This window comes from Streptomyces sp. ICC1 (assembly GCF_003287935.1).
Lineage (GTDB): Bacteria > Actinomycetota > Actinomycetes > Streptomycetales > Streptomycetaceae > Streptomyces > Streptomyces tritrimontium.
Window position 1 is genome coordinate 7919122 of the sequence record NZ_CP030287.1, and the last position, 22976, is coordinate 7942097.

Sequence of the window (22976 nt, forward strand, 5' to 3'; positions counted from 1 at the left end):
GGAGCCTGCCGGGGCGCGCGCCCCGACACGCTCCGGGTCAGCGCTGGGGCCAGTACCAGAGGGGCTCGTCCAGGGGGCCCTCGCGGCCCGCGACCTCCGTCTGGCCGAAGTCCTTGACCAGGGTGACCGTCCGCAGGTCCACCCGGTGGCGGCGGGCCCCCTCGGCCAGCGCGTCGGCCAGCGGGGCGGCGTGGGTGACCACCACGGTCTGGGTCTCCCGGCCCACCGTCAGGATCAGGTCGGACAGGGGCCCCAGCAGATCCGGGTGGAGGCTGGTCTCCGGTTCGTTCAGAACCATCAGGGCGGGCGGGCGCGGGGTCAGCAGGGCCGCCGTCCACAGCAGGTAGCGCAGGGTCCCGTCGGAGAGTTCCGCCGCGCCCAGCGGGCGCAGCAGTCCGTGCTGGTGGAGCTCCAGCTCGAAGCGGCCGTCCCGCTCCGCGATCGCGACCCGGCTGCCGGGGAAGGCCGCCTCGACGGCCTCGTCGAGCGCCGCGTGGTCGCCGATCTCCCGGATCGTCTGGAGCGCGGCCGGCAGGTCGCCGCCGTCGGCGGCGAGCACCGGCGTCCGGGTGCCGATGCGGGAGCCCCGGGCCGGCGCCCCGGCGTCCGTGCGGACGTGGTCGTAGAACCGCCAGGAGCGGATCAGCTCGCGCAGGGCGAGCAGGTCGGGGGCCAGCTGCGGGTCCGCGAGCTCGCTGAGCATGGAGTCGTACGGGCGCAGGACGCCCTGCGTGCGGTGCCAGCCGCCGTCGGCCGTCCGGGTCCGCACGGCCGGACCCGCGCGGTCCGAGAGCAGGGCGGCCGGGCGCAGGACCGGACCGGCCCAGGTGGACTCCCGTTTGATCTCGGGGTCCAGGCCGAAGAGCGAGCCGGGGACGGGTGCGGGATGGCCGAAGTCCACGGCGTACCCGAACTCGTCCCCGGCGAAGCCCAGCCGCAGGCTCACCGGTTCGGTGCGGACCGTCGGCTGGACGGCGTACCGCCCTTCCCGCACGGCCCGCCCGGTCTTCTCCGGCCCGGCCCACAGCGTGGACGGCAGGCCGCCCTCCCGGGCCAGCGCGGCGATCGCGCCGCCCCGCGCGGAGTCGGCGAGCAGCCGCAGGGAGCGGTACAGGCTGGACTTGCCCGTGCCGTTGGCACCCGTCACGACGGTGAGGCGGCCGAGGTCGACGATCAGCCTGCGCAGCGAGCGGTAGTTCTCGACGGCCAGTGTCGTGATCACGTGCTCACGCCTCCGGGTGCTCCTCGGGGGCGAGGAACCGGCCCATCGGGAGCACCTGGCGCCCCCAGGTGCTGGCCATGATCTGCCCGGCGAGCAGGTACGTGGCCCCGAGCGCGGCCAGCAGGCCGCTCCAGCCGGTGATCCGGTTCCAGACCACCGAGCCGGTGAACCCGCTGATCGTCATGCCGACGAACACCACCAGCACGCACGTGAAGGTGGACAGCAGCACCAGGTGGATCCGCCAGCTGCCGATCCACAGGACGAACACCACGAACACCCAGGGCAGCGTGAACAGCGCGCTGACGTCCCCGCGCAACGCCGGATCGGTGGCCGGCAGCACCCACTGGAGCAGCAGGGCCTTCGCCATCCAGAAGAGCCCGAAGCCGCCGAAGACGGTGGCGTGCCAGGTGTCGCCGCGCTGCGCCTGGAAGAGCCCGGCCAGCAGCTGGGCGAGCCCGCCGATGAAGAAGCCGACCAGTGGCAGCACCGAGTGGCTGAGCTTCTCCGGGAAGATGCCCGCGTCGATGCCGGTGGCGATGGTGGTGACCACGATGAAGCCGGTGAGGCCCAGCGCGCCCAGCTGCGCCTGCGCGCTGGGCTCCATCCGCTTGACGGAGACGGCCTGTTCGGCCGGGCCCTGCCGGTTGAGGTGGAGGGGGTTGTTCATCAGCGGGCCGCCCGCGCGGCGGAGCCGGAGACGTCCGGGTCCCCGGGGCCGTCCGACTCCCCGGGGCCGTCCGGCTCCCCGGGGCCGTCGGGGAGCCCGCTGCCCACCGCCGCCCCCGCCTTGCCCCTGCGGGAGACCGCGCAGGCCAGGGTGACGGCCGAGCCGAGCACCGCCCAGCCGCTCAGGACCAGCAGCGGCCCGGTGACGTCATTGCCCTTGAAGTACGCGATCGAGCGCGCGGCGTAAGTGCCCGCCCCCGGCGGCAGCCACGGGCCGATGGCCTTCCAGAACGGCGGCAGCAGCGGGTACGGGTAGGCGCCGCCCGCGCTCGGATTGCCGAGCACCACCACCAGCAGGATCGCCAGGCCGATGCCGACCACGCCCGCGAGGCCCTGGAAGGCCAGGGTGATCGCGCCGACCGCGAAGACGACGAGGGTGCCGAGCCCCCACAGGCCCAGGATGCTGCCCGGCAGCGCGCCCAGCACCGGGTCCGCGATGACCGCCCCGAGCAGTCCGGCCGCGATGGAGTACACCAGCAGCGCACCGAGCCGGATGACCGCGCGGTGGATGTTCGCGGGCCTGGCGCCGGCGCTGATCGCGAGGATCGCCGCGCACAGGTAGCCGCCCACGCACCAGCCGACCACCAGGTAGAAGGAGCTCAGGCCCCGGGCGTCGCCCTTGGCCGTCGGGGCCACGTCGACCACCCGGACCGTGCGCCCCTGGCCCGTCTCGACGAGCCCGACGATCTCCTCGAGGGCCTGCGACAGGGAGGCCCCGCCGCCGCTCGCGACCAGCAGCTTGTCCGTCTTGCCGGCCGGGTCGATGACCAGCGCGCCGTCCACGTCCCGGTTCTGGATCTGCCGCAGGGCCGTCGCCTCGTCCTTGACCGCGCGGGGATCGAGGGGCTTGCCGGGCAGCGCGGCGAGCTGCTTCGCGGACTGCTCGGCGACCGGCTGGACGGGCGCGGCCACGGCGATCGGGATCTCGCTGGGTTTCGGGTGGTGGAAGGCCCCGACGTACGAGGTGATGAAGGCGAGCTGGAGCGCGAGCACGCCCAGGACCAGCAGGGCTGCCCGGGTGGTCACGGCGTCCTTGATCTCGGCGAGGAACCCGCCGGACTGCCCTGAGTCTGCGTTCGTGGGCTGGGTCATGTCTCACACGCTCGGCGTACCGGCGGTGGCGCGCAGCAGGGGTGGGCCGAATGGATGACGCCGCCGCGGCCTTCCCCGGGGCCGGCCGGCGCCGAACCCGGCCCATCTTTTACCGACGCGTAACTTCCCTGTCTTGCTACTCGCCCGTAATTTGGCGGCTGCAGCACCCCTTGTGATCCGGATCACGGGATGAACCCCCACGTAATTCCCGCGCCATCCCCTCGTTACTCCCCTTGAGCCGCAAGGAGATCACACGATGCTGCCCTGGAGACGCCTGCTCCGCCCGCTGGCCGTCCTCACCCTGACCGCCGCCGCTCTCGTCGCCCCCACCGGCGCGGCCCAAGCCGCCTCGGCGCCGAGCAGCGGCTGGAACAACTGGTCCTGCAAACCGTCCGCCGCCCACCCCCGGCCCGTCGTCCTGGTCCACGGGACCTTCGGGAACTCCGTGGACAACTGGCTCGGCTTCGCGCCGTACCTCGTCCACCGGGGCTACTGCGTCTACTCCCTCGACTACGGGCAGCTGCCCGGCGTGCCGTTCTTCAACGGACTCGGCCCCATCGACAAGTCCGCCGGACAGCTCGACGTCTTCGTGGACCGGGTCCTCGCCGCCACCGGAGCCCCCAAGACCGACATCGTCGGCCACTCCCAGGGCGGCATGATGCCGCGCTACTACCTGAAGTTCCTCGGCGGCGCCGCCAAGGTCAACGCGCTGGTCGGGCTCGCCCCCGACAACCACGGGACGACCCTCCTCGGCCTGACCCGGCTCCTGCCGTACTTCCCCGGCGCGGGGGACCTGATCAGCTCCGCCACCCCCGGGCTCGCCGACCAGATCGCCGGCTCCGCCTTCCAGAACAAGCTGAACGCGGGCGGGGACACCGTCCCCGGCGTCAAGTACACGGTGATCGCCACCAGGTACGACGAGGTGGTCACCCCGTACCGGAGCCAGTTCCTCGACGGACCGGGCGTCCGCAACGTGCTGCTCCAGGACCTGTGCGCGGTGGACCTGTCGGAGCACGTGGCCATCGGGCTCACCGACCGGATCGCGTGGCACGAGGCGGTCAACGCCCTGGACCCGGCGCACGCCGAACGCACGACCTGCGCGTCGGTCTTCGACTGAGGTCTGACGACTGACGCCTGATGCCTGACGGCCGGCCCGACGGTTTCCCGTCGGGCCGGCCGTCGGCTTCCGGTACGTCCGGCAGCCGGTCAGCGCCGGTCAGCGGCCGTGGCGGCCCGGGGTCGCCCGGCGGCGGGCCAGCCCGAAGAGCACGGCCGCGCCGATGGCCAGGACCCCGGCCCCGCCGATCGCGATCGCGGGGGTGGCGCCGCTGGCGCCGGTCTCCGCGAGGTCGGTGCCGCCGGTCCCGCTTTGCGAGGGGATCGGGGACGGGGCGGACTGCCCGTTCGTCTTTGGGTCGTTGTCCCCGTGCCCGTTGTGTTCCACGGTGGACTTGGTGACGCCGTCGGCGATCTGCTGGTCGGTCGGGGCCTTGGCCAGCGGGCAGTCCTCGTCGGTGCCGGGGACTCCGGTGCCCGGCTTGTCCGCGGGGGCGGAGGGCTGCTTCGAGGGAGTGGTCCCGGGCTTCGTTCCGGGCTTCGTGCTCGGCTGGGCGCTGGGCTTGCCGTCCGTGCCGCCGGTGCCGGTGCCGGTGCCCGAGCCGCTCCCGCCGTTGTCCTTGCCGAAGACCACGTCCGAGCAGCTGTAGAAGGCCTCGGGGCTGTCCGAGCGCTGCCAGACGCTGTAGATCAGGTGCCGGCCGGTCTTGTTGGGGACGGTGCCGGAGAAGACGTAGTCACCGCTCTGCATGCCGGGGTCGGAGACCTTCACGAAGGGCGCCGGCTCCAGGTCGGACCACTTCAGCGGCTTCGTCGGGTCGTAGCCGTCCTTCGTCACGTACAGCTCGAAGGAGCCCTTGTGCGGCGCGGTGCCCTTGTAGCGGAAGGTGTGCGCGCCCGAGGCCATCGGGCTCGCCGGCCAGTCGGCGCGCGCCAGGTCCAGCCCCTTGTACTTGTCGTTGCCCGCCGAGCACAGCTGCCCGTCCGGGATCAGCGCCTTGCTCTGCCCGGCCGCGTTCGCGATGTTCACCGCGTTCCAGTCGTAGAACGCCTGCGCCCCGCTCGCCGCGACCGCGGCCTTGCACGCCGCCGACTTCGGGGCCTCCGGCCCCTCCGCGTAGCACGCCGCCACCCGGCTGACCGGGTCCGTCATCGACCCGTGGGCGGCCGCGGGGGCGGCGGCGTACGCGGCCACGGCGAGCGGGGCCAGCCCGATGGCGAAACGGCCGGCGATACGGGCGGCGGTACGGCGTGCGGGCATGGCGGATCTCCTCTGGGGCACGGCAGGGGCTGCGCCAGCGGGCCGAGGCAGTGCGGCGCCGCTCCCTCACGGGTTCGCGACGCCGCCTCCGGCCCTCCCTGGCCCGGTCTCTTATACACACCTTACGCTTGCGGTGTAGGCCCGTCCCGCGGTCCGCGTGTCCCAGGCGGCGAGGCGGTGGGCATGCACTCCCGTGTACCTGTTCGCAGAGGACGGCCGGGACCGCGCGGAGGGGGTGGCGGCGGTGTCAGCGGGGCGTGTCAGGATCGGATCATGAACCATGCCGTCCCGCTCCCGTCGGACCCCAGCCACTCCGAGGCCTACGCGGATTGGGCCCGCGCCCACGACCAGGGCGCGGAGGACGCCGCGCGCGGCCTGCTCGCCGACGTACGCGACCGGATCTCCCGCGCGTACCCGAAGGCAGGCCGCGCACTGGACGAGCTGTCCGGCCTCGCCCGCCCGCTCCCCCCGGCCCATCTGCCCTGGTACTGGGACACGGTGGCCCACCGGCTCGCCGCCTGGGACACGCGGACCGCGGGACGGGCCTACACCCTGGCCCGCACGGCGGAACGGGAGCACGACCTGCCCGTGGACCCGGCTTGGCGGCGGCGGAACGTCCTGCTCCTCGCCCGCTCCGGAGCCCTCCCCGTCAAGGAGTTGAGCGGACACCAGACCTGGTTGGCCGCCGAGTCGGAGCCGATCGCCGCGCACGAGGAGTTCGTACGGGTCCTCGCCGCGTGGGCGGCCTCGCCCGGCGAGCTCCCCGCCGACCTGGCCCGCCGGATCCGAGCCTCGGCGCGCGCCGCGGGCCTGGACGGCTCCGAAGAAGCCCGTGTGCTGGCGCGCACGGTCGGCGCCGCACGCGGGAAGGCGGTACCGGACACGCTGCTCGACGCGGTCGCCGCCCTCCTCGCCGACCACCCGCAGGACGACGACGTCCTCGCCGCCCTCCTCGACGTCTTCCCCGAGTCGAGGAACGACGCGGCCGCCTGGCTGCGCGTCCTGCTGCGCTCCGGCGCCGCCGACGCGGCCGCCGCCGGCCGCATCACGCCGGAGGGCGGCCCCGCCGCCTGGCTGGCCCGCTACACCCGCGCGTACTCCCACCACCGGGTGCCCTACGGCGGCGTGGCCCGACAGCCGATGCCGGAGGAACTGTTCGACCTGGTCACCCGGTTCGCGCCCCGGCTGCGCGCCGCCGACACCCCGGTCACCCTGCACGAGGACCGCTGGCGCTGGCCCGGGCTCGACGCGGACCTCCTCGACGTATGCCTCGCCGAGGGCATCGCCGTCGTCGACCCCGGCGAGAGCGTCCGGCTGAGCTTCTGGGGCGACGGCTCGCGCCGCGACCTCAAGGCCCTCGCCGCGGACCCGGTGTTCGGGCCCCGGCTGGAGGGCACCGTGCACGCCGGCCTGCGCGGCGGCGGCACCGCCATCACCCGGCTCCCGGAGAACCCGGGCATCGCCACCGAGGTGCACGCCCGCGTCGAGAGCCTGCTCGGAGCCCTGGCGGGCGGCGGCCTCGCCGCTGCCGACGAGGCCGTGGAGGAGTTGGCCGGCCTGCTGGACCGGCCCACGGCCACCGCCCTGGACGGCATCGAGGAGGCCCTCGCCGCCCTCGCCCCGGCCGGCCCGCTCGCCCGTGCGCTGCGCGGCGGCCTCCCCGAGGAACTGTGCTGGCCCGCCCTGGAGGAGGCACGCGCCGCGCTGGCGCCAGAGGAGGTCGCCGGGGTCACCTGCACCTGGCCCGTCCTGACCGTCTACGGCCGCTCGAAGGCCGTGGCGGTCGCCCCCGGCTCCGTCCGTGCCACCGCCGGGTTCACCCTGCCCGAGGACGCCGCGCACCACGTCGTCCACTACGCGGGAGGGCAGTTCCTGGTCAGCTGGTCCACCGACCCCGCCCACGCCTTCGGATCCCTGGCCTTCTGGTCCGACCGCCCCGAGGAGGTCTTCGTACCCGCCCGGACCTACGGTCTGCGACCGTACGGCGGCAGCATCCAGGGCGGCCTGGGCTACCAGTTCGAGACCCGGGACGGCAGCGGCCGCCACGACGGGGAGCGCGTCCTGCGCCCCGGCGGCCGGGAGGGCATCCACCACCACGACTTCCAGATGAGCGACGGCACGCGCTTCTGGAGCTCCGAGGTCTTCTCCGGATGCAAGGGCTGGGCGCGGGTGGACCCCGTGACGGGGGACCGAGCCGCCGACCACACCCTGCCCGAGTTCCACGGCTCCGCCGATCTGCCCCCGGGCACGGCCTTCTTCGGGGACCAGCTGACGCTCGCCGCCCTCCCGCCGGACGCCCCCGCATCCCTCCTGGGCCAGGACGGCGAGCTCACCGGCTGCCGGGTGCTGCACCGGACCCCGTACGCGGGCCCCTCACCGACCGAGTTCCTGCTCGAAGGCGTTGACGGCCGTCGCGCCCGCTACCGCAGCGGACGCCCGGGCCGCCGGCCCTGGGGCATCATCCGCCTGCCGCAGGGAGGCGAGGACGCCGTCCTGGCGGGTGAGACGGCCATCCGCTGCCACGCCGCGGAGCACAACTCGCTGCTCTGGGAGGCCGGCGGCTTCCCCGGCCCGGACGCCGCGCGGCGGGGCCGCCCCTCGGGCCACGGCGTGGGCCCGTTCCCGCCGCCCGCCTTCTGGCACTTCCTCACCCCGCGCCACGCGGCCTCCTCCGCGGCCCTGCGCGTGCTCGGGGGCGATACCGTACGGGCCATCCTCGACGCCGCCGTCCGGACCGGCGACCACGAAGCCCGCCGGGACGACGACACCCTCCGGGACGACGACACCCTCCGGGACCGCGTCGCCCGGCTGTTGCCCGGGGTGTCCGAACCCAGGGTGGTGGACGGCGTCGTACGGGCCGCGCGGCTCGCCGCCGACGTCCTGCGGCGCCGCGAGGAGCTCTCCCGCCGCGTCGGCATCATGCGCGCGGGCCCGGCGGTCGTACTGCGCCGCGCGATCCCGGACACCGCGCTCGCCCCCGCGCTGGGCGGACTGCTGCCGCAGATCCGGCCGTACGGCTCCTACCTACCGGGAGCGCACCCCGCGACCCTGACCGCCGTCGCGGCCGAGGGGCGCCACCTTCGCGGCGAGATCGACGAAGAGACCAGGCAGCTGGCCCTGCCGGCGACCCCGGCGCCATGGACCGCGCTGATCGGCTCCATCGACGCGGTGGCGTGGCGCACCGCCGTCCGCACCACCTCCGACGAGGACCGCACGGCCCTCACCGCCCTGCTGGAGACCTGGGCCGACCAGCCGTTCGCCGCACGCGGCGGGCGCTGGCGCACCGGGGCCGGCGGTCACGCAGGCACTCCCGCCGTGCGGCCCGCCGACGACGCGGCCGACGCCGCTACGAACGACGCCCCTGGGAACGACGCCGCTACGAACGACAACCCCGCGGCCGACGCCCCTGCGGACGACGCGGTCCGCACCGTCGACCGGGACGACGCGGGGCGACTGCCCCTGCTGCTGGACCTGTTGGCCCGGCGCGGGCCCCTCGCCCTGCCGTCCGAGGCGGTGGAGGCCTTCGCACGGCGTACGGGCGTCCGGCGGGCGATCGCCACCCTGGTGCTCGGCGGTCTGCCGCACCGCGCCGACCACGACGAGCACCTCAAGACGCTGAGGGCGGCCCCGTACAAGGCGAACAAGGCGATGGCCCGGGAGTACGACGGGCTGCGCCACCGTCTCGGCGACGGCGGCTGCCGGGCGGTGCTCGCCGCGGGCGTCCCGCAGGAGCCCTCCGAACTGTGGGAGCCGGACGGGATGACCGCGGCCGCCGAGCGGATGGCCGACGCGTGGGCAGGGCTCCTCGGCGCCACGGAGTACGTCGACGAGGACCTCGCCGCCGCCCTGGAAGCCGATCTCGGGCTGGGCTCCGGCTGGGCCCGCGCCCTGACGGGCGGCCCGGAAGCCGCCGGCCGGAGCGTGCCCGCGGCCGGCGGCATCCTGGTCGGCGCCGTGAACGGCGGGCTCTGCCTCCACCACGCCGAGGCCGACGGCAGCGCCGGGCGTCCGGTCTTCGTGCAGCACCCCGTGCACGCGGCCCCGGCGTCCGTCGTCGCCTGGGCACTGACCGAACTCCCGGCCGGCCATCCGGCGGCCGCCGCGGCCGCCTCGGTGCACACGGCCCTGCGGGCCCGGATGGACGACCCGCGGACCCTCATCCCGCTCGGCCGGCACCACGCCCTGGGCCGGGCCGTACCAGGAGACCCCGCCTTCACCCCGTACGAGGGCACCGTGCTGCCCTGCCCCCGGCCCCTGTACCGCGAGGACACCGTGGTCTCCACGGCCCACGACGACGGGCTGTTCGTGGTGTCGGTGCCCGGCCGCGACGTGTTCCTGCGGCCGGCCGCCCTCGCCGAACCCGCCAGGGCCGAGCGGGCCGAGCGACTGTGCGCGACCCTGGACCTGCCCGAGCTGCTGGCAGGGATCCGCCGGATCCAGGCGGTCCGCGGCGGGGCTCCGGACCGGATGTTCGCCCGCGCCGCCGACACCCCGGTCCTGCCCGGCGGCCACGAGCTCAACCCGGCCCTCAGCGTTCCGGAGCTGGTGGCCGAGGTGGGCGCCGTCCTCGGGGCGGGCGCCGACGCGGCCGCCCTGTACCTCCAACTGCTGGCGCTGGCCCGGCCCACCGACCAGAACGTGCGCCGCTGGAACGGCTGGACGGCGGCCCGGCACAAGGCGGCGCAGGCGGAACTGGTGGACGCGGGCGCGGTGGAGACCGGGCGCCGGGCCCGCGCCGGCCGGACGGCTTTCGTTCCCGGCCCGTGGACCGACCTCAAAGCCCCGCATCTGCCCCTGGAAACCGTCAAGCTCGGCCCCCACGGGGTCACCGTCGGACGTTCGGAGCCGGAGCTGCCGTTCCTGCGCCTGCTGTCCCCGGTCCCGCCGCACGAACTGTTCGCCGAAGCCTGGCACGCGGCCCGCCGGGGGACGGCCTCGTGACGGGACGGGACGGGACGGCGAGGCGCGCGGCGCGGCCACGGCGAGAGTCGACGGCTACGGTCGTCCCGATCGCCCTCCGGTCACCCGCAGTTCCCCACCTGTGAACACGCCCTCGAAACCGCCCCCATGGAATCGGGGCGAGGTCTGGTGGTAGCGCAGGTTCCCCGCGCTGATGTCCTCCAGGCGGTCGCAGTACTCGTCGGCTTCCGGTGTCAGGGCCCAGCGCGAGCGGAGCGCGACGTACTGCCGTTCCGTCTCCTCGATCGTCCCGACGAGTCTGTCCAGGGCTTCCTGAATGCCCAGGCCGTAGGCGTGTTGCAGCACCGAGACGGCCTGGACGTGCGCCTTCTTCCCGTTCCTGTCGTTCCACTCCTTCCGGAACGAGTACAGGTCGTTGACGAGGCAGCAGTGATGCGCCGTCAGCCGGTCGAGTTGGCCCCGCTCGGTCGATTCCCATTCGTCCGCGGAAAGGTTTCGCTCCAGCAGCGCGGGGATGGTCGCGGTGAACAGCGGGACACCGAAGTTGACGTGCCGGTACTCCAGGTACTCTCCCCACCCCATGCGGGGCGACCGGATCGCGTGGTCCTCCCGGTACTGCGCCTGCGCCATGTACGCGATGCGCCGCAGGAAGTACCGGGCCAGCGATTCCGGGAGCTTCTCGGCGATCGTCATGGCCGCCGTCAGGTTGTACCGGGGCAGTCCGTCGCCCCAGTCACCTGCGGTGAACACGTCGTCGGCGTGCGACTGCCGGAAGAGCAGTGTGACCGTGCGTTCCCACAGCCGTTCGGCGCTGCCGGCGCCGCTCGTCCCGTACAGGGCCTCTTGCTTGTTCTCCATGACCGTGTACAGCGCGTTGAAGCGGCACCAACGGGTCAGCAGGTCGGGATCCACGTCGGGGAAGCACAGCGCCGCCCACGTCGTGTAGTTGTCGGTCGGCACCGGCGCCGGCACGCGCGGGTCGTCGCTGAACAGCCCGAAGGCCCACGCGTTCGCGCCGGCGTCCATCTCGGCGGAGTGGTGCGGGTTGATGCGCCAGCGAAAGCCGGTGCGCACCGGGGGAATGGTGAACGTCTGGGTTCCCATGGCCTTCCTTCGTGGCGCTGACCTCCACCAGAAGATTCCCTGCGGGGCGCACGCCACACCCGTGACACGACCCTGCCCGCTCAGGATGCAGCGCGCACGGCTCGGGTACGGGTTGCCGCACGGCGGCTCACGGAGCGGCTGGGGCGGAATGCAGTAGCACCTCCCGTACCTCCGCGGCGATCGCGCTCTCGTTCTGCTCGAACGCCGCGCCGGTCAGCTGGTTCGGGTCGGTGGGCAGACCCGTGAGCACGGGCGTGTGCAGGTGGCCGCCGGGCAGCCGGGGGCTCAGTTCGGTCCGGAGCCGGTTGGAGCGGTAGGCGACCTCGTTGGAGAGGTAGCCGCCGCCTCCGCCCGCAACGGCGCGGGAGCCGGGGGTGGGCCCGTCCGTGCGGTCCACGGGGCTGTCCTGACCTGCGGGGATCTCGCTGACTTCGGTGTTCAGCAGCACCGGGTACGGGCTCTGGACGGCGGTCATGGCGTCGGTGGGGAGGGTGGTCCGCAGGAATTCCGCTCCCGGGCCGAGACCCGGCGCCGTGACGGGGTGCGCGTACGTGCCCCCCGAGAGTGCGTCGGCGTTGTCCGGGTACGGGTCGGCCGACCGGGCGCGCCCCGCCCACGCCTCCAGCGTGAAGATCCCGGGGTAGCCCTGGCTGATGCTGGTGATCATGTCGGCGGCACGCGGACCCGCCGCGAGACGGGGACCGTACGCGCGCTCCACGATCCCGGCGTCGAAGTCGGCGTAGCGCACGGGCAGGACCACGGCCCGGATCTCCACGGGGGTGCCGTCGGCGAGCGTGAGGCGGCGTCCGTTGAGCTGGAGGACGGCGGAGCCGGAGGGGTTGGCCCGGCGCAGTTCGGTGTCGAGGCCGAAGGGGTCGAATCCGCTGACGAACAGGCGCCGCACGCCCGGGGTGCCGCGGAAGTCGTTGGCTGTCAGACCCCGCGAGGCGTCCTCGAAACGGGACCGCAGGGCCGACCGGTCGACGGGGAACCCCGGCTTCCAGTCCGCCAGTTGTACGGTCATCCGCAGTCGGGTCCAGTACAGCGGGCGGTCGTCTCCGGCCGCCAGGTCTCCGCCGGGGCGGCGCCCTTGCGCCCTGTTCACGGCGGCCTGCCACAGGGCCTCGCCCCAGGCGTCGAGGAGCCGGCCCGCCTCGGCGGCGTCGCGCGCGGAGCAGAGCGCGGTCGGGAAGCGGCGTACGAACTCGCCGAACGCGGCGCGCTCCGCGAAGGCGGCGGTCCGCGGATCGGCGAGGCGCGCCTGCTCGGGGTCGCGGGTGGCGGAGGGGTTGGCCGAAGGCCGTTCGCGCTGGAGTGGATCCCCCGCCTCGCGGCGTTCTCCCTGGCCGGGACGATGGTCGACCGGCACGGAACCAAGCGGGTCTTCCGCATCGCCTCCGTGCTGCGCGCCCTGGTAGTCCTCGCCGCCGCCGTCATCCTGCCTTCCCAGGCCGCAGGGCCGGCACAGACGATCAGCGCGCTGGCGCTCGCCCCCACCCCCGGCCCCGGACGAGGGCAGCGGCAGCGGTGCCACCGTCCCCGGCGACAACACCGCCGCCGCCCTCGTCGCGGTGAACTGCGCCGACGACCCGGACCGCGGCGACGCCAAGGCCTCCCCGGCGACCGTCGAGCGGGAGCTGGCGGAGCTCGCGCCGCTCTTCCTCGCCGCCTCGCCCGTCTTCGGGCCGCGCCAGCTGATGACGGTCCTGTCCTGCTACGGGCGCCCCGCGGGCACCGATTTCATCCGGAAGATCGACCGCCCGGCCGGCATCCCGCGCATGCTGCTCGTCGGGACCCGCGGCGATCCGGCCACCCCGTACGAGTGGACGGAGGAGACGGCGAAGCGGCTCGGCAACACCGTCGTCGTGGACTACAAGGGCGACGGCCACACCGGGTACGTGGCCTCCTCCTGCGTGCGCGGCTACGTGGACCACTTCCTGCTCGACGGACGGCTCCCGTCCGGGACACGGTCCTGCCCCGCCGGGGAGTGAGGACCCCCGGCGGGGCAACCAACCTTGTACCGCTAGCAGTTGGGGCGGGCCGAGCGGCCGGCGAACCGGTCCGCGAGCCAGTTTCCGGCCGCCAGGGACTGGGTGATCACCCCGCTGACGTGCTCACCGAGCCAGATCGTGTCGAACTCGAGGTTCGCGCCCTTCGCGCACCAGTCGGAGCGCAGCCGGCTGCCGACGGCGTACGGGATGAGCTCGTCGCCGAGCGCGTGGTACTGGTACACCGGCGCGGCCGGGGCGGTGCGCCCGAGCTTGCTCTGGTTCAGCCGGGCCTGCCAGTCCGGCTGGGCGAGCGGGTTGCGGGTGGTCAGGTCGGAGATCCGCTTGAAGGAGCCGGCGACGGCGTCGATGGCGACGCAGTTCTCCTTCATGCCGGCCACCAGGGCCTTGCCCGCCGGGTTGAGGTAGGAGTCGAGCTTCAGCTCCGGGAAGGCCGCGTCCTGGCCGGCGGCGGCCATGAAGATGAGGCCGGAGCCGTAGGAGCCGTTGTTGAAGTCGGCCACCTTGAGGAGATCGGCCGGGACGCCGCCCGTCGCGGTGCCCTTGACCTGCAACTCCGGTGCGTACGAGCCCTGCAGCTCGGCGGCCCAGCTGCTGGCCTGGCCGCCCTGGGAGTAACCCATGATGCCGACCGGGGTGTTCGCGGACAGCCCCGTCCCGGGCAGGCGGGTGGCGGCGCGGGCGGCATCGAGCACGGCGTGCCCGGCGGAGGGGCCGACGGTGTAGGTGTGGACGCCGGGGGTGCCGAGGCCCTCGTAGTCGGTGACGACGACGGCCCAGCCGCGCAGGGTGAGCTGCTGGATGAGGTTGGCCTCCATGGAGGTGCCGTACGGGAGGTTGTTGCTCGGCGCGCAGGAATCGCCCATGCCGACGGTCCCGACGGCGTAGGTGATCAGCGGGCGCGGGCCGGTGCGGCCGTCCTGCGGGACGATGACCGTGCCGGAGACGACGTTGGGGGCGCCGTCGGCGGTGGTCGAGTTGTAGTGGATCTTCCAGGCCTTGGTGTGGGTGGGCTGGCCGGGCAGCGGGTGGAAGGCGGACGGCACGCTGCTCACGATGTCGCCGGGGCGGGCGGATTGGCCGGTCCGGCCGGACTGGCCGGCCTCGTCGTCCGCGCGTGCGGTGGTCGCGGGGATCGCGGCCGCGAGGGCCAGGGCGGCCACGGCGGCGAGGGCTGAGCTTCGGATGCGCATGGGGCGGCTCTCCCGATGGGTCCGGTGGGGGTAGGTGAGGAGACCGTAGTGACCGACCGGTAGGAAGGTCGCTGACCGCACAGCTCACCTTTCCTGACCCGGGACCTCATTCACCTTGTCGGCGTAGCCGCGGGTGCGGTACAAACGCGCGACACGCGGGGATGGAAACCGGCCAGGTGGATGCTTGCTTCTCCTTGCTCTTCCTCGGCCTTCCTCGCCGCATTTATTGGCATGAACACACCATTTGGGGGAGTTGTGGCCGTTGTGACACGCGGGCAGAAGTTCAAGAACCGGGCGAGCGCGAGCCTGGTCCTCGCGGGAATCGGGCTCGCCGTCTTCTTCTTCGTCGGGATGGCCTCCCAGCAGCCCACCGGCTGGGGCGCGGCCTACGCCTTCGCCGAGCCCGTCACCGTCCAACTCCCGAGCAGCTGCGGAGTGGAGACCGTCGTGGGCCGTAGCGGATCGGCCAAGAGCACCAGCAAGTGCGGGGGCACTTCGTGGACGGCCGACGGGAAGGCCCGGACCGGCACGCTGTACTCGTACGCGGACGACATCGGCCGCGACGGCTCGGGCAAGCTGGCGTACAAGGGCGAGGCGCGGGCGCTGGGCGACCGCGCGTACGGCGAGCCGGCGCTGTGGATCACCGTCGTCCACGTCACGGCCCTCGCGGTCGCCGCCCTGGGCGCGCTCGCCCTCCTCGTGTCGCTGCTCGCGGCGGCGCTCCCGCAGCGGGGCGGACGGCCCCAGCGCCACTGAGCGCGCGGGCGGTCATTCGGCCACGGGCCAGGCGCTAGGGGCCGAAGTCCGTGGCCGTCAGGGTCAGGAGGCTCTCGCCCGGCTTGAGGGTGACCGCGTCGGCCTCCGTCACGTTGCGGCCCAGCAGGAACCAGTCCGACTTCTCGTAGCTGAGGGGATGTGAGCCGTCGGGGTCCGGGTGCCAGCCCAGGCGCTCCAGCTCCGCCGCGATCTTCGGCAGGGCCCGCTCCGCTTCGGGGGTGGCGAGGACCGCGACCCAGCCGGCGGAGCTCGGATTCGGGACCCCGTTCGGCACGCCGGTGGTCTTCCCCTTGGCCGGGTCGAGGCCGGCCTTGCGGATCGCTGCCTGCAGCTCGCGGTCCACGGTGTTCCGGTCGACGTCCTGCGCCCGGGAGTCGGAGTCGGAGTCGTCGGCCGTGCAGCCGGACAGCGGAGCGGCTGCCAACAGGATCGCGCAGGCCAGGGCCCTTGTGGCGATCCCGGACGTCCTGGACGTCCTCGACGGCTTGATGCGTTCGCGCACGGTAAAGCTCCCACCCTGGTTGGTCAGGAGGGGAGTCTCACACACCCGCCCCCGGACCCGCGGGCCCGGGCGGCGGCCGTGGCGCAGCATCTACTCCTGGTCGGTCTGGTCGGCCGGATCGGCCGGCGGAACCGCCGAACCATTGCTCCCGTCCCTTCCCCATGCGGGGCGGCCGGGAGCGGGCTTGAGCAGACTCCGGAGGAGGGCGAAAATCTTGTTCACGAGCTGACTTTCTGTCGCATCTGGCGGATGGAGCCGCCAGAGCGCCACGTCAGGCAGCGAGCTCCAGCAGCATGTGCCGAGCGCCGAACATCCGGTTGCTGGTCCGGCTGTCGCACACGGCTGGGGGCACCGCATCCGCATCCGGTGCCCGCGGCACGCGCGTAGCCGCCCGCCGCAATACCCCGCAGGGCAGCGTCGGCAGCACGGGTGGGGTCCACGTCAGGTGAGCGGAGCTCCATCCTCGGAGCCCGAGCAGGTGGCCCAGCTGTTCCAGGGCGGCGGCGATGTACTCGCGCTCGTGCGCTTGGAGCCGGTCATGACGGCTGAGCAGGGCCTGGGCCCCCGACAGGGCGGACAGCTGCGGCAGGGCAGGCCCGGCCGGCAGGGCAAGCTCGTCCGGCAGGCCGTACAGCCACTCTTGCAGTGCGCCTACGCGGGTGTTGCCCTGGTGCAGCAGGATGCAGAAATCACCGCTGTCGCCGACGGGAACGACGTGGTCGAGTCCCTTGTGTACCTCTAGCGCATCGTGGTCAGCGGCAAGGAGGGCGAGCCGGAAGAAGGCCAGCTTCTTCGCCGTCAGGCCCTGCCAGGAGGCTCCGTAGATCTGGCTCACAGAGACACGGAGGGATGTACTCGGCGTTCCGTGTACGCGAGACGACGTCACGATGGTGGCGCCGTCCAACCCGGCACCGCCCGCGGAAATTTCAACAGCACCCTCGGCCACGCGCCAACCCTACGCCTCCGTACCGACGTTGCTGGTGTCTGCCCTAACCGCCCGACGCGATGCGGTACGCGCCCGGGGTCGTGCCCGTCCAGCGGCGGAACGCGCGGTGGAAGGCGGTGTCCTCCGAGAAGCCGAGGCGGGCGGCCAGCTCCGCGATGGGCTCGCGGCTCTCCGCCAGCCCCGCGATCGCCGCGTCCCGCCGCACGTGGTCCTTCAACTCCTGGAAGGACGTGCCCTCCTCGCGCAGCCGCCGCCGCAGCGTCGCCGGCGAGACCGCGAGGCGGCCCGCCACCTCCCCGAGCTCCGGCAGCCGCGGCGAGCCGCGCAGCGCCTGCGTCAGGGTCCGGCGGACCTGCTCCGCGACCGTGGTCCCGTACTCCGGCCGCGACAGCAGGTCGAAGGGGGCCCGGCGCAGCATCGCGTCGAGCGCGGCCTCGTCCCGGACCAGCGGCGCGGTCAGCCAGTGCGCGTCGAAGGCCGCGGCCGCGCCCGTGCGCTGCTCGCCGAAGCGGACCGGACAGTCGAAGAGGGTCTCGTACTCCGCCTCGTGGGGCGGCGGCGGATACGCGAAGGACGCGTACGCCAGCGGGATGCGCCGCCCGATCAGCCAGCTGCTCAGCCGGTGCCAGATGGCGATCACGCACTCCGTGAGGAACCGTTCCTCGTCCCGCGCGAAGTCGTTGCGGACGGTGAACCGCGCCTGCCCGCCCTCGACTTCGAGCGCCAGCTCCGGCCCGCCCGGGAACAGCCCGTAGAAGGCGGCGGAGCGCTCCACCGCCGCCCCGAGGTCCCGGCAGCCCAGCGCCGCGTGGCACATCATCGCGAAGGTCCCCGGCCTGCTGGGCACGGAGGAAAGGCCCAGGAACTCGTCCTGCGTGCTCCGGTACAGCGCCCGGAACAGCCGCGCGAACTGCGCGGGGGTGACGCGCGCCCGGTCGTCGCCCAGCAGCAGCGGCGGGATCTGCGCCTCCTGGAGCAGTGGCACGGTGTCGATGCCGCTGCCGCGCGCCCCCGCGAGCACGGCGCGCACGTGGTGCACGGTGATCGTCCGCCTCCCCATGGCTCTGACGGTAGCCGCATTGAGCGCTGGGGTCAGCGGGGGTGACGCTTCCGGTCATGCCGCCGGCGCCCTCGCGGTGCCTAGCGTCATCGGTACGACCCGAGGGGGAGGCGAGCCCGATGACCGACGCGGTGACCGACGCGGTGAGCGATGCGGTGAGCGACACCATGGACGGAACGACGAGCGACGTGCGGCCGCGCACGCTGGCGGTGTTCACGGAGTGGACGGGCGAGCGGTACGCGGCGGAGACCGCGCTGCGGCACAAGGCGGCGGGCGGCGGCTGGTCGACGGTCTCGTACGGGCAGCTGCGGATCCGCGTACGGGAGTCCGGGCGGGCCCTGCTCGGCCTCGGGGTCGCCGCCGGAGACCGGGTCGCGGTGCTCGCGGAGACCCGCCCGGAGTGGACGTACACGCACTTCGGGGTGCTGGCGGCGGGCGCCGTCCTGGTGCCCGTGTACCCGACGGCGGGGGAGGAGGAGCTCGCCTGGGTGCTCTCGGACTCGCGGGCGGTGGCCGTCGTCTGCGACGACGCGGCGCAGGCGGCGCGGGTGGAGGCGCTGCGGGCCAAGGGGGAGCTGCCGGCGCTGCGCGCGGTGGTGGCGATGGACGGGCTGCGGTCCCTGCCCGGGGCCGCCTCCGAGGCCGAACTCCTGGCGCGGGCGGCCGCGGTGGCCCCGGAGGCCGACGCCTCGATCGTCTACACCTCGGGGACGACCGGGCTGCCCAAGGGCTGTCGCCTCACCCACGGAAACCTGGGCGCGATCCAGGACGCGACGCTCCCGCTCATCAAGGGCGGCCCGGGCGACTCCACGTACCTCTACCTGCCGCTCGCCCACCTGCTGGCCCAGCTGATCCAGTTCACCACCCTCCTGGAGGGCGGCGAGCTCTGCTACTTCGGCGGCCGGATCGAGGACGTCATCGGCGAGCTGGCCGAGGCCCGGCCCACGCACCTGCCCTCCGTACCCCGGCTGTTCGAGAAGCTGCACTCGGTGGTCCTGTCCCTGGCGGAGTCCCAGGAGGGCGGCGCCGACCGCTTCGGCGAGGCGGTCCGCCTCGGGCTGCTGGCCGCGGAGGGCCGGCTGCCGGCCGAGTCCCGCGCGGCGTACGAGGCTGCCGACAAGTCCCTGTACTCCCTGGTCAGGGGCGCGTTCGGGGGCCGGCTGCAGTGGGCGCTGACGGGCGGGGCGCCGATCGCCCCGGCCACGCTCGACTTCCTGCGCGCCTGCGGGATCGCGGTGTTCGAGGGGTACGGGATGACGGAGTCGGGCGGGGTCATCAGCCTCAACCACCCGGCCGGGGTCCGCTACGGCTCGGTGGGCCGCCCGATCGCCGGCTGTGAGGTCCGCATCGCGCGGGACGGCGAGGTGCTGGCCCGGGGCCCGATGGTCTTCCCGGGGTACCACGCCAACGACGCCGCGACGGCGCAGGCGCTGGACGGGGACGGCTGGCTCCACACGGGGGACCTCGGCGAACTGGACGCCGACGGCTACCTCTCCATCACCGGCCGCAAGAAGGAGCTGATCATCACCTCGGCGGGCAAGAACATCACCCCCACCGAGCTGGAGTTCGCCGTCCAGCGCTCCCGCTACGTCTCCCGCGCGGTCATGATCGGCGACCGCCGCCCCCACCCGGTTGCCCTGATCACCCTGGACGCGGAGGAGATCGCCGCCTGGGCGGCGCGCGAGTCGGTGGCCCTGGACCCCGCCGCACCGGGCGACCACCCGGCGGTACGGGCCCTCGTCGAGGAGGCGGTCGAGGCGGCCAACGCCACGGTCTCCCGCCCGGCCCGCGTCCGCGCCTTCCGCATCCTGGCCGAGGACTTCACGGTGGACGCGGGCACCCTCACCCCGACCCTGAAGCTCCGCCGCCGGGCGGTCGCGGAACGCTACGCCGGGGAGATCGAGGAGCTGTACGCCTGAGCCGCGCCCCCGCCGGAGGGGACCGGGGGCGCGGCTCAGGCGTACTAGATCGTCGGCAGCGGCAGATGTGTGTACGAGACAGGTGGCGGGGGCGGCGAGGGGGTGGAGCTGGCGCGCTGGCTGACGGAGGCCGAGGCGCTGGTGGACCGGTGGTTCACGTTGGAGGACCCGACGCGGCTGGAGCCGGTGGAGCGGGAGTTCTTCGTGGAGACGGAGCTGGAGTCGGGGCTGCGGCTGCGCGGGATCATCGACCGGGTGGACGTGGCGCCGACGGGTGAGGTGCGGATCGTCGACTACAAGACGGGCAAGGCGCCGCGGCCGGAGTACGCGGAGGGCGCGCTGTTCCAGATGAAGTTCTACGCGCTGGTGGTGTGGCGGCTCAAGCAGGTGGTGCCGCGGCGGCTGCAGCTGGTGTATCTGGGCAGTGGGGACGTGTTGACGTACGACCCGGTGGTCGAGGATCTGGAGCGGATGGAGCGCAAGCTGCTGGCTCTGTGGGACGCGATCCGGGAGGCGACGGAGAGCGGTGACTGGCGGCCGCGGCGGACGAAGCTGTGCGGCTGGTGTGATCATCAGGCGGTGTGTCCGGAGTTCGGCGGCACTCCCCCGGTCTATCCTCTGGCCGTCCCGCCGCGGGGCGTGGTGGAGGATCCGTCGGGTCCTTCGGGGAGTGCTTCGGGGAGTCCTTCGGGTCCGTAGGCGGGGCCGGGGAGGAGTTCCGATCTTCGGGTCAGGGCAGAATGGGCGGCGTCCCCCGATGGCGTCCGACGAACACGAGGTAGACCCTGTGGCGATCCGCGTACTGCTGGTCGACGACCAGCCGCTGCTGCGCACCGGTTTCCGGATGATCCTGGAGGCCGAACAGGACCTGGCGGTGGTCGGCGAGGCCGGGGACGGGCTGCAGGCGCTGGACCAGGTGCGGGCGCTGCAGCCCGATGTGGTGCTGATGGACATCCGGATGCCGCGGATGGACGGGGTGGAGGCGACCCGGCAGATCACCGGGCCGGGCCGGGACGGGCCGGCGAAGGTGCTGGTGCTGACCACGTTCGATCTGGACGAGTACGTGGTGGAGGCGCTGCGGGCGGGTGCGAGCGGCTTCCTGCTGAAGGACGCTCCGGCGCAGGAGCTGGTGCAGGCGATCCGGGTGGTGGCGGGTGGTGAGGCGATGCTCGCGCCGAGCATCACGCGCCGACTGCTGGACAAGTACGCGGGTCATCTGCCGTCGGGCGAGGACAGCATGCCGGACATGATCGGTACGTTGACCGAGCGCGAGGTCGAGGTGCTCAAGCTGGTGGCGCGGGGGTTGTCGAACGCGGAGATCGCGGCGGACCTGTTCGTGAGCGAGACGACGGTCAAGACGCATGTGGGGCACGTGCTGACGAAGCTGGGCCTGCGCGACCGGGTGCAGGCGGCGGTGTACGCGTACGAGAGCGGTCTGGTGCGGCCGGGCGCCGGCCAGTAGGGCGGCCGCGGCCGCCGTTGTACGGGGACGGGCCCGCTTCCGCGTCGCGCGGAGGCGGGCCCGTTGCCGTGGCGGCCGGTTCAGCCCTTGCTGATCTCCCAGAAGCGGAAGACGGTCGAGGCGTCGAGGGACCACTGCAGGCCGGTCACGTTCTGGCGGGTGACGGCGTACTGCTTGCTCTGCCAGAGCGGGAGGAGCGGGACCTCGTCGGAGACGATGTCCTGGAGGCGGGCGTAGTCGTTGGCGGTGGCGGCGCGGTCGGACTTGGCGGAGGTCGCCGGGATGATGGTCCCGATGATCTCCTTGTTGTCGTAGTTGTTGTGCAGGACGTTGTCCGGGCCGAAGAACGGCTGCGTGAAGTTGTCGGCGTCGGGGTAGTCGGGGACCCAGCCCTTGACGTAGACGCCGTACTTGCCGTCCTGGATGTCCTTCTCGTACTGCTCGAACTCGACGGACTTGACGTCGGCTTCGAAGAGGCCGCTGTCGTTGAGCTGCTTGGCGATGAGCTGGAATTCCTGGTCGGTCGAGGGGCCGTAGCGGCTGGGCGTCGAGTACAGGGTGATCTTCACCTTGTCCTTGATGCCGGCGGCGCGCAGGACGTTCTTGGCCTTCTCGGGCTGGGGGCTGCCGCCGTAGCGGTCGAAGAAGGCGGTGGTGTGCGAGGCGATGCCGGCCGGGACGATGGAGTAGAGCGGGGTGGCCGTGCCGTCGTAGACCTGCTTGACGAGGGCTTCGCGGTCGACGAGGTAGGCGATGGCCTTGCGGACGGGGAGCTTTCCGGCGACCGGGTCGTTGACGTTGAAGACGAGGTGTTCGACTTCGGCGCCGGCGCCCTGGACGACCTCGACCTTCTGGTCGCCGTTCTGGGAGGCGAGGCCGGCGATGTCCTTGGCGGCGAGGCCGCGGAAGGCGAAGTCGACGTCGCCGCTTTCGAGGACCTTCTTGAGGGCGGCCTGGTCCTCGTTGAAGAACTTCATGGTGACGCCGCTGTTCTTCGGCTTGGCCTTGCCGCTGTAGGAGCCGTTGACGGAGAAGCTCGCGCTCTTGTCGTTGATCGAGTCCAGTTTGTAGACGCCGGATCCGGTGGCCTTGCCGTCCCCGCGGAGTTTGTCCGCGGGGTATTCGGTGTGGTCGACGATGGAGCCGGCGCCCGACGCGATCTTGCTCGGGAAGGTGGCGTCGGAGTTCTTGAGGTTGAAGACGACGGTCTTGTCGTCGGGGGTCTCGATGGAGCCGATCGACGCGAGCATGACGGCGGGGCCGTTCTCGTCGTTGATCTTCAGCGTGCGCTCGAAGGAGTACTTGACGTCCTTGGCGGTGAGGCTGTTGCCGTTGCTGAACTTCAGGCCGCCGCGCAGGGTGCACTCGTACACCTTGCTGTCGTTGCCCTTGAACCCGCAGGCCTGCGCGGCGTCGGGTTCGGGCGTGGTGCCGCCCTTGGGGAAGCTCAGCAGCGACTGGAAGACGTTGTTGAAGAGCAGCCAGGAGCCGGGGTCGTAGCCCGAGGCGGGGTCGGTGGCCTTCACCTTGTCGGATATGCCCATGACGACGCCCTTGCCGCTGCCGGCGTTCGAGCCATCCGTCGCACCGCAGCCGCTGAGCAGTGCGGCGGCGGTGGCCGCGCCGAGAGGGGCCGCCAACCACTGGTTACGTCTCATCACGCGAACGTCCTTCTCAGTTTCACTGGCTGATCTGAATGGTCTGGTCCGGCCCGCGGTGTGTGCGGG

The 22976-nt window shown here is 73.2% G+C and carries 17 protein-coding genes and 1 pseudogene; 7 read left to right on the forward strand and 11 right to left on the reverse strand.

What is annotated here, in order from left to right; translation table 11 throughout:
* Positions 1-37 precede the first annotated feature (37 nt).
* Genes DRB96_RS37065 through DRB96_RS37075 form a run of 3 tightly spaced genes read right to left on the reverse strand, consistent with a single transcriptional unit; the run spans position 38 to position 3040 of the window.
* Positions 38-1222, reverse strand: a complete 1185-nt coding sequence (locus tag DRB96_RS37065) for an AAA family ATPase (protein WP_112452357.1) — start codon at positions 1220-1222, stop codon at positions 38-40.
* 4 nt (positions 1223-1226) lie between these two features.
* Positions 1227-1889 (reverse strand): GPR1/FUN34/YaaH family transporter, encoded by a 663-nt coding sequence (locus tag DRB96_RS37070; RefSeq protein WP_112452358.1) that lies wholly within the window; start codon positions 1887-1889, stop codon positions 1227-1229.
* On the reverse strand, positions 1889-3040 hold the full coding sequence (locus tag DRB96_RS37075) for a DUF3533 domain-containing protein (protein WP_239516531.1): 1152 nt from the start codon (positions 3038-3040) through the stop codon (positions 1889-1891). The genes DRB96_RS37070 and DRB96_RS37075 overlap by 1 nt, the downstream gene beginning before the upstream one ends.
* A 256-nt stretch (positions 3041-3296) precedes the next feature.
* On the opposite strand from DRB96_RS37075, the gene DRB96_RS37080 reads away from it, so the two are divergent.
* Positions 3297-4157 (forward strand): alpha/beta fold hydrolase, encoded by an 861-nt coding sequence (locus DRB96_RS37080; protein ID WP_112452359.1) that lies wholly within the window; start codon positions 3297-3299, stop codon positions 4155-4157.
* A 99-nt stretch (positions 4158-4256) separates the two neighbouring features.
* Here the strand turns inward: DRB96_RS37080 and DRB96_RS37085 are convergent, their stop codons facing one another.
* Positions 4257-5357 carry a lytic polysaccharide monooxygenase gene (locus DRB96_RS37085; protein ID WP_112452360.1) on the reverse strand — a complete coding sequence of 367 codons (1101 nt, stop codon included), beginning with the start codon at positions 5355-5357 and terminating at the stop codon, positions 4257-4259.
* Between the two features lie 273 nt (positions 5358-5630).
* Here DRB96_RS37085 and DRB96_RS37090 point away from each other — a divergent pair, with 273 nt between their 5' ends.
* A complete protein-coding gene (locus DRB96_RS37090; RefSeq protein ID WP_112452361.1) occupies positions 5631-10298 on the forward strand; it encodes a hypothetical protein in 4668 nt (1555 codons plus the stop codon).
* A 54-nt stretch (positions 10299-10352) separates the two neighbouring features.
* Here DRB96_RS37090 and DRB96_RS37095 read toward each other — a convergent pair whose 3' ends face one another.
* Entirely contained in the window at positions 10353-11381 is a 1029-nt protein-coding gene (locus DRB96_RS37095) for a terpene synthase family protein (RefSeq protein WP_112452362.1), read from the reverse strand.
* 127 nt (positions 11382-11508) lie between these two features.
* Positions 11509-12750 carry a pyroglutamyl peptidase gene (locus tag DRB96_RS37100; protein WP_112452363.1) on the reverse strand — a complete coding sequence of 414 codons (1242 nt, stop codon included), beginning with the start codon at positions 12748-12750 and terminating at the stop codon, positions 11509-11511.
* Between the two features lie 202 nt (positions 12751-12952).
* On the opposite strand from DRB96_RS37100, the gene DRB96_RS37110 reads away from it, so the two are divergent.
* Entirely contained in the window at positions 12953-13372 is a 420-nt protein-coding gene (locus DRB96_RS37110; protein ID WP_112452364.1) for an alpha/beta hydrolase, read from the forward strand.
* Between the two features lie 32 nt (positions 13373-13404).
* Here DRB96_RS37110 and DRB96_RS37115 read toward each other — a convergent pair whose 3' ends face one another.
* Positions 13405-14583 (reverse strand): lipase family protein, encoded by a 1179-nt coding sequence (locus tag DRB96_RS37115; RefSeq protein ID WP_112452365.1) that lies wholly within the window; start codon positions 14581-14583, stop codon positions 13405-13407.
* A 255-nt stretch (positions 14584-14838) separates the two neighbouring features.
* Here DRB96_RS37115 and DRB96_RS37120 point away from each other — a divergent pair, with 255 nt between their 5' ends.
* Positions 14839-15339, forward strand: a complete 501-nt coding sequence (locus tag DRB96_RS37120) for a hypothetical protein (protein ID WP_162688885.1) — start codon at positions 14839-14841, stop codon at positions 15337-15339.
* 34 nt (positions 15340-15373) lie between these two features.
* Here the strand turns inward: DRB96_RS37120 and DRB96_RS37125 are convergent, their stop codons facing one another.
* The 3 genes from DRB96_RS37125 to DRB96_RS37135 form a co-directional block, all read right to left on the reverse strand.
* Positions 15374-15862, reverse strand: a complete 489-nt coding sequence (locus DRB96_RS37125) for a hypothetical protein (protein ID WP_162688884.1) — start codon at positions 15860-15862, stop codon at positions 15374-15376.
* Positions 15863-16133: 271 nt separating this feature from the next.
* Positions 16134-16697, reverse strand: a complete 564-nt coding sequence (locus DRB96_RS37130; protein WP_112452368.1) for a hypothetical protein — start codon at positions 16695-16697, stop codon at positions 16134-16136.
* Between the two features lie 154 nt (positions 16698-16851).
* Positions 16852-17868: an AraC family transcriptional regulator gene (locus DRB96_RS37135; RefSeq protein ID WP_112452369.1), complete on the reverse strand. Its 1017-nt coding sequence runs from the start codon at positions 17866-17868 to the stop codon at positions 16852-16854.
* A gap of 119 nt (positions 17869-17987) precedes the next feature.
* Here DRB96_RS37135 and DRB96_RS37140 point away from each other — a divergent pair, with 119 nt between their 5' ends.
* The 3 genes and pseudogenes from DRB96_RS37140 (at position 17988) to DRB96_RS37150 (ending at position 21249) form a co-directional block, all read left to right on the forward strand.
* Positions 17988-19787, forward strand: a complete 1800-nt coding sequence (locus DRB96_RS37140; protein ID WP_239516547.1) for an AMP-dependent synthetase/ligase — start codon at positions 17988-17990, stop codon at positions 19785-19787.
* Between the two features lie 114 nt (positions 19788-19901).
* Positions 19902-20486 (forward strand): annotated as a pseudogene (locus DRB96_RS37145) (PD-(D/E)XK nuclease family protein); the annotation flags it as partial.
* 88 nt (positions 20487-20574) lie between these two features.
* A complete protein-coding gene (locus DRB96_RS37150) occupies positions 20575-21249 on the forward strand; it encodes a response regulator transcription factor (RefSeq protein WP_112452370.1) in 675 nt (224 codons plus the stop codon).
* 80 nt (positions 21250-21329) lie between these two features.
* Here the strand turns inward: DRB96_RS37150 and DRB96_RS37155 are convergent, their stop codons facing one another.
* The gene (locus tag DRB96_RS37155) at positions 21330-22907 is read right to left on the reverse strand and encodes an ABC transporter substrate-binding protein (RefSeq protein ID WP_239516455.1); all 1578 of its coding nucleotides are present in this window, start codon (positions 22905-22907) and stop codon (positions 21330-21332) included.
* Positions 22908-22976 lie beyond the last annotated feature (69 nt).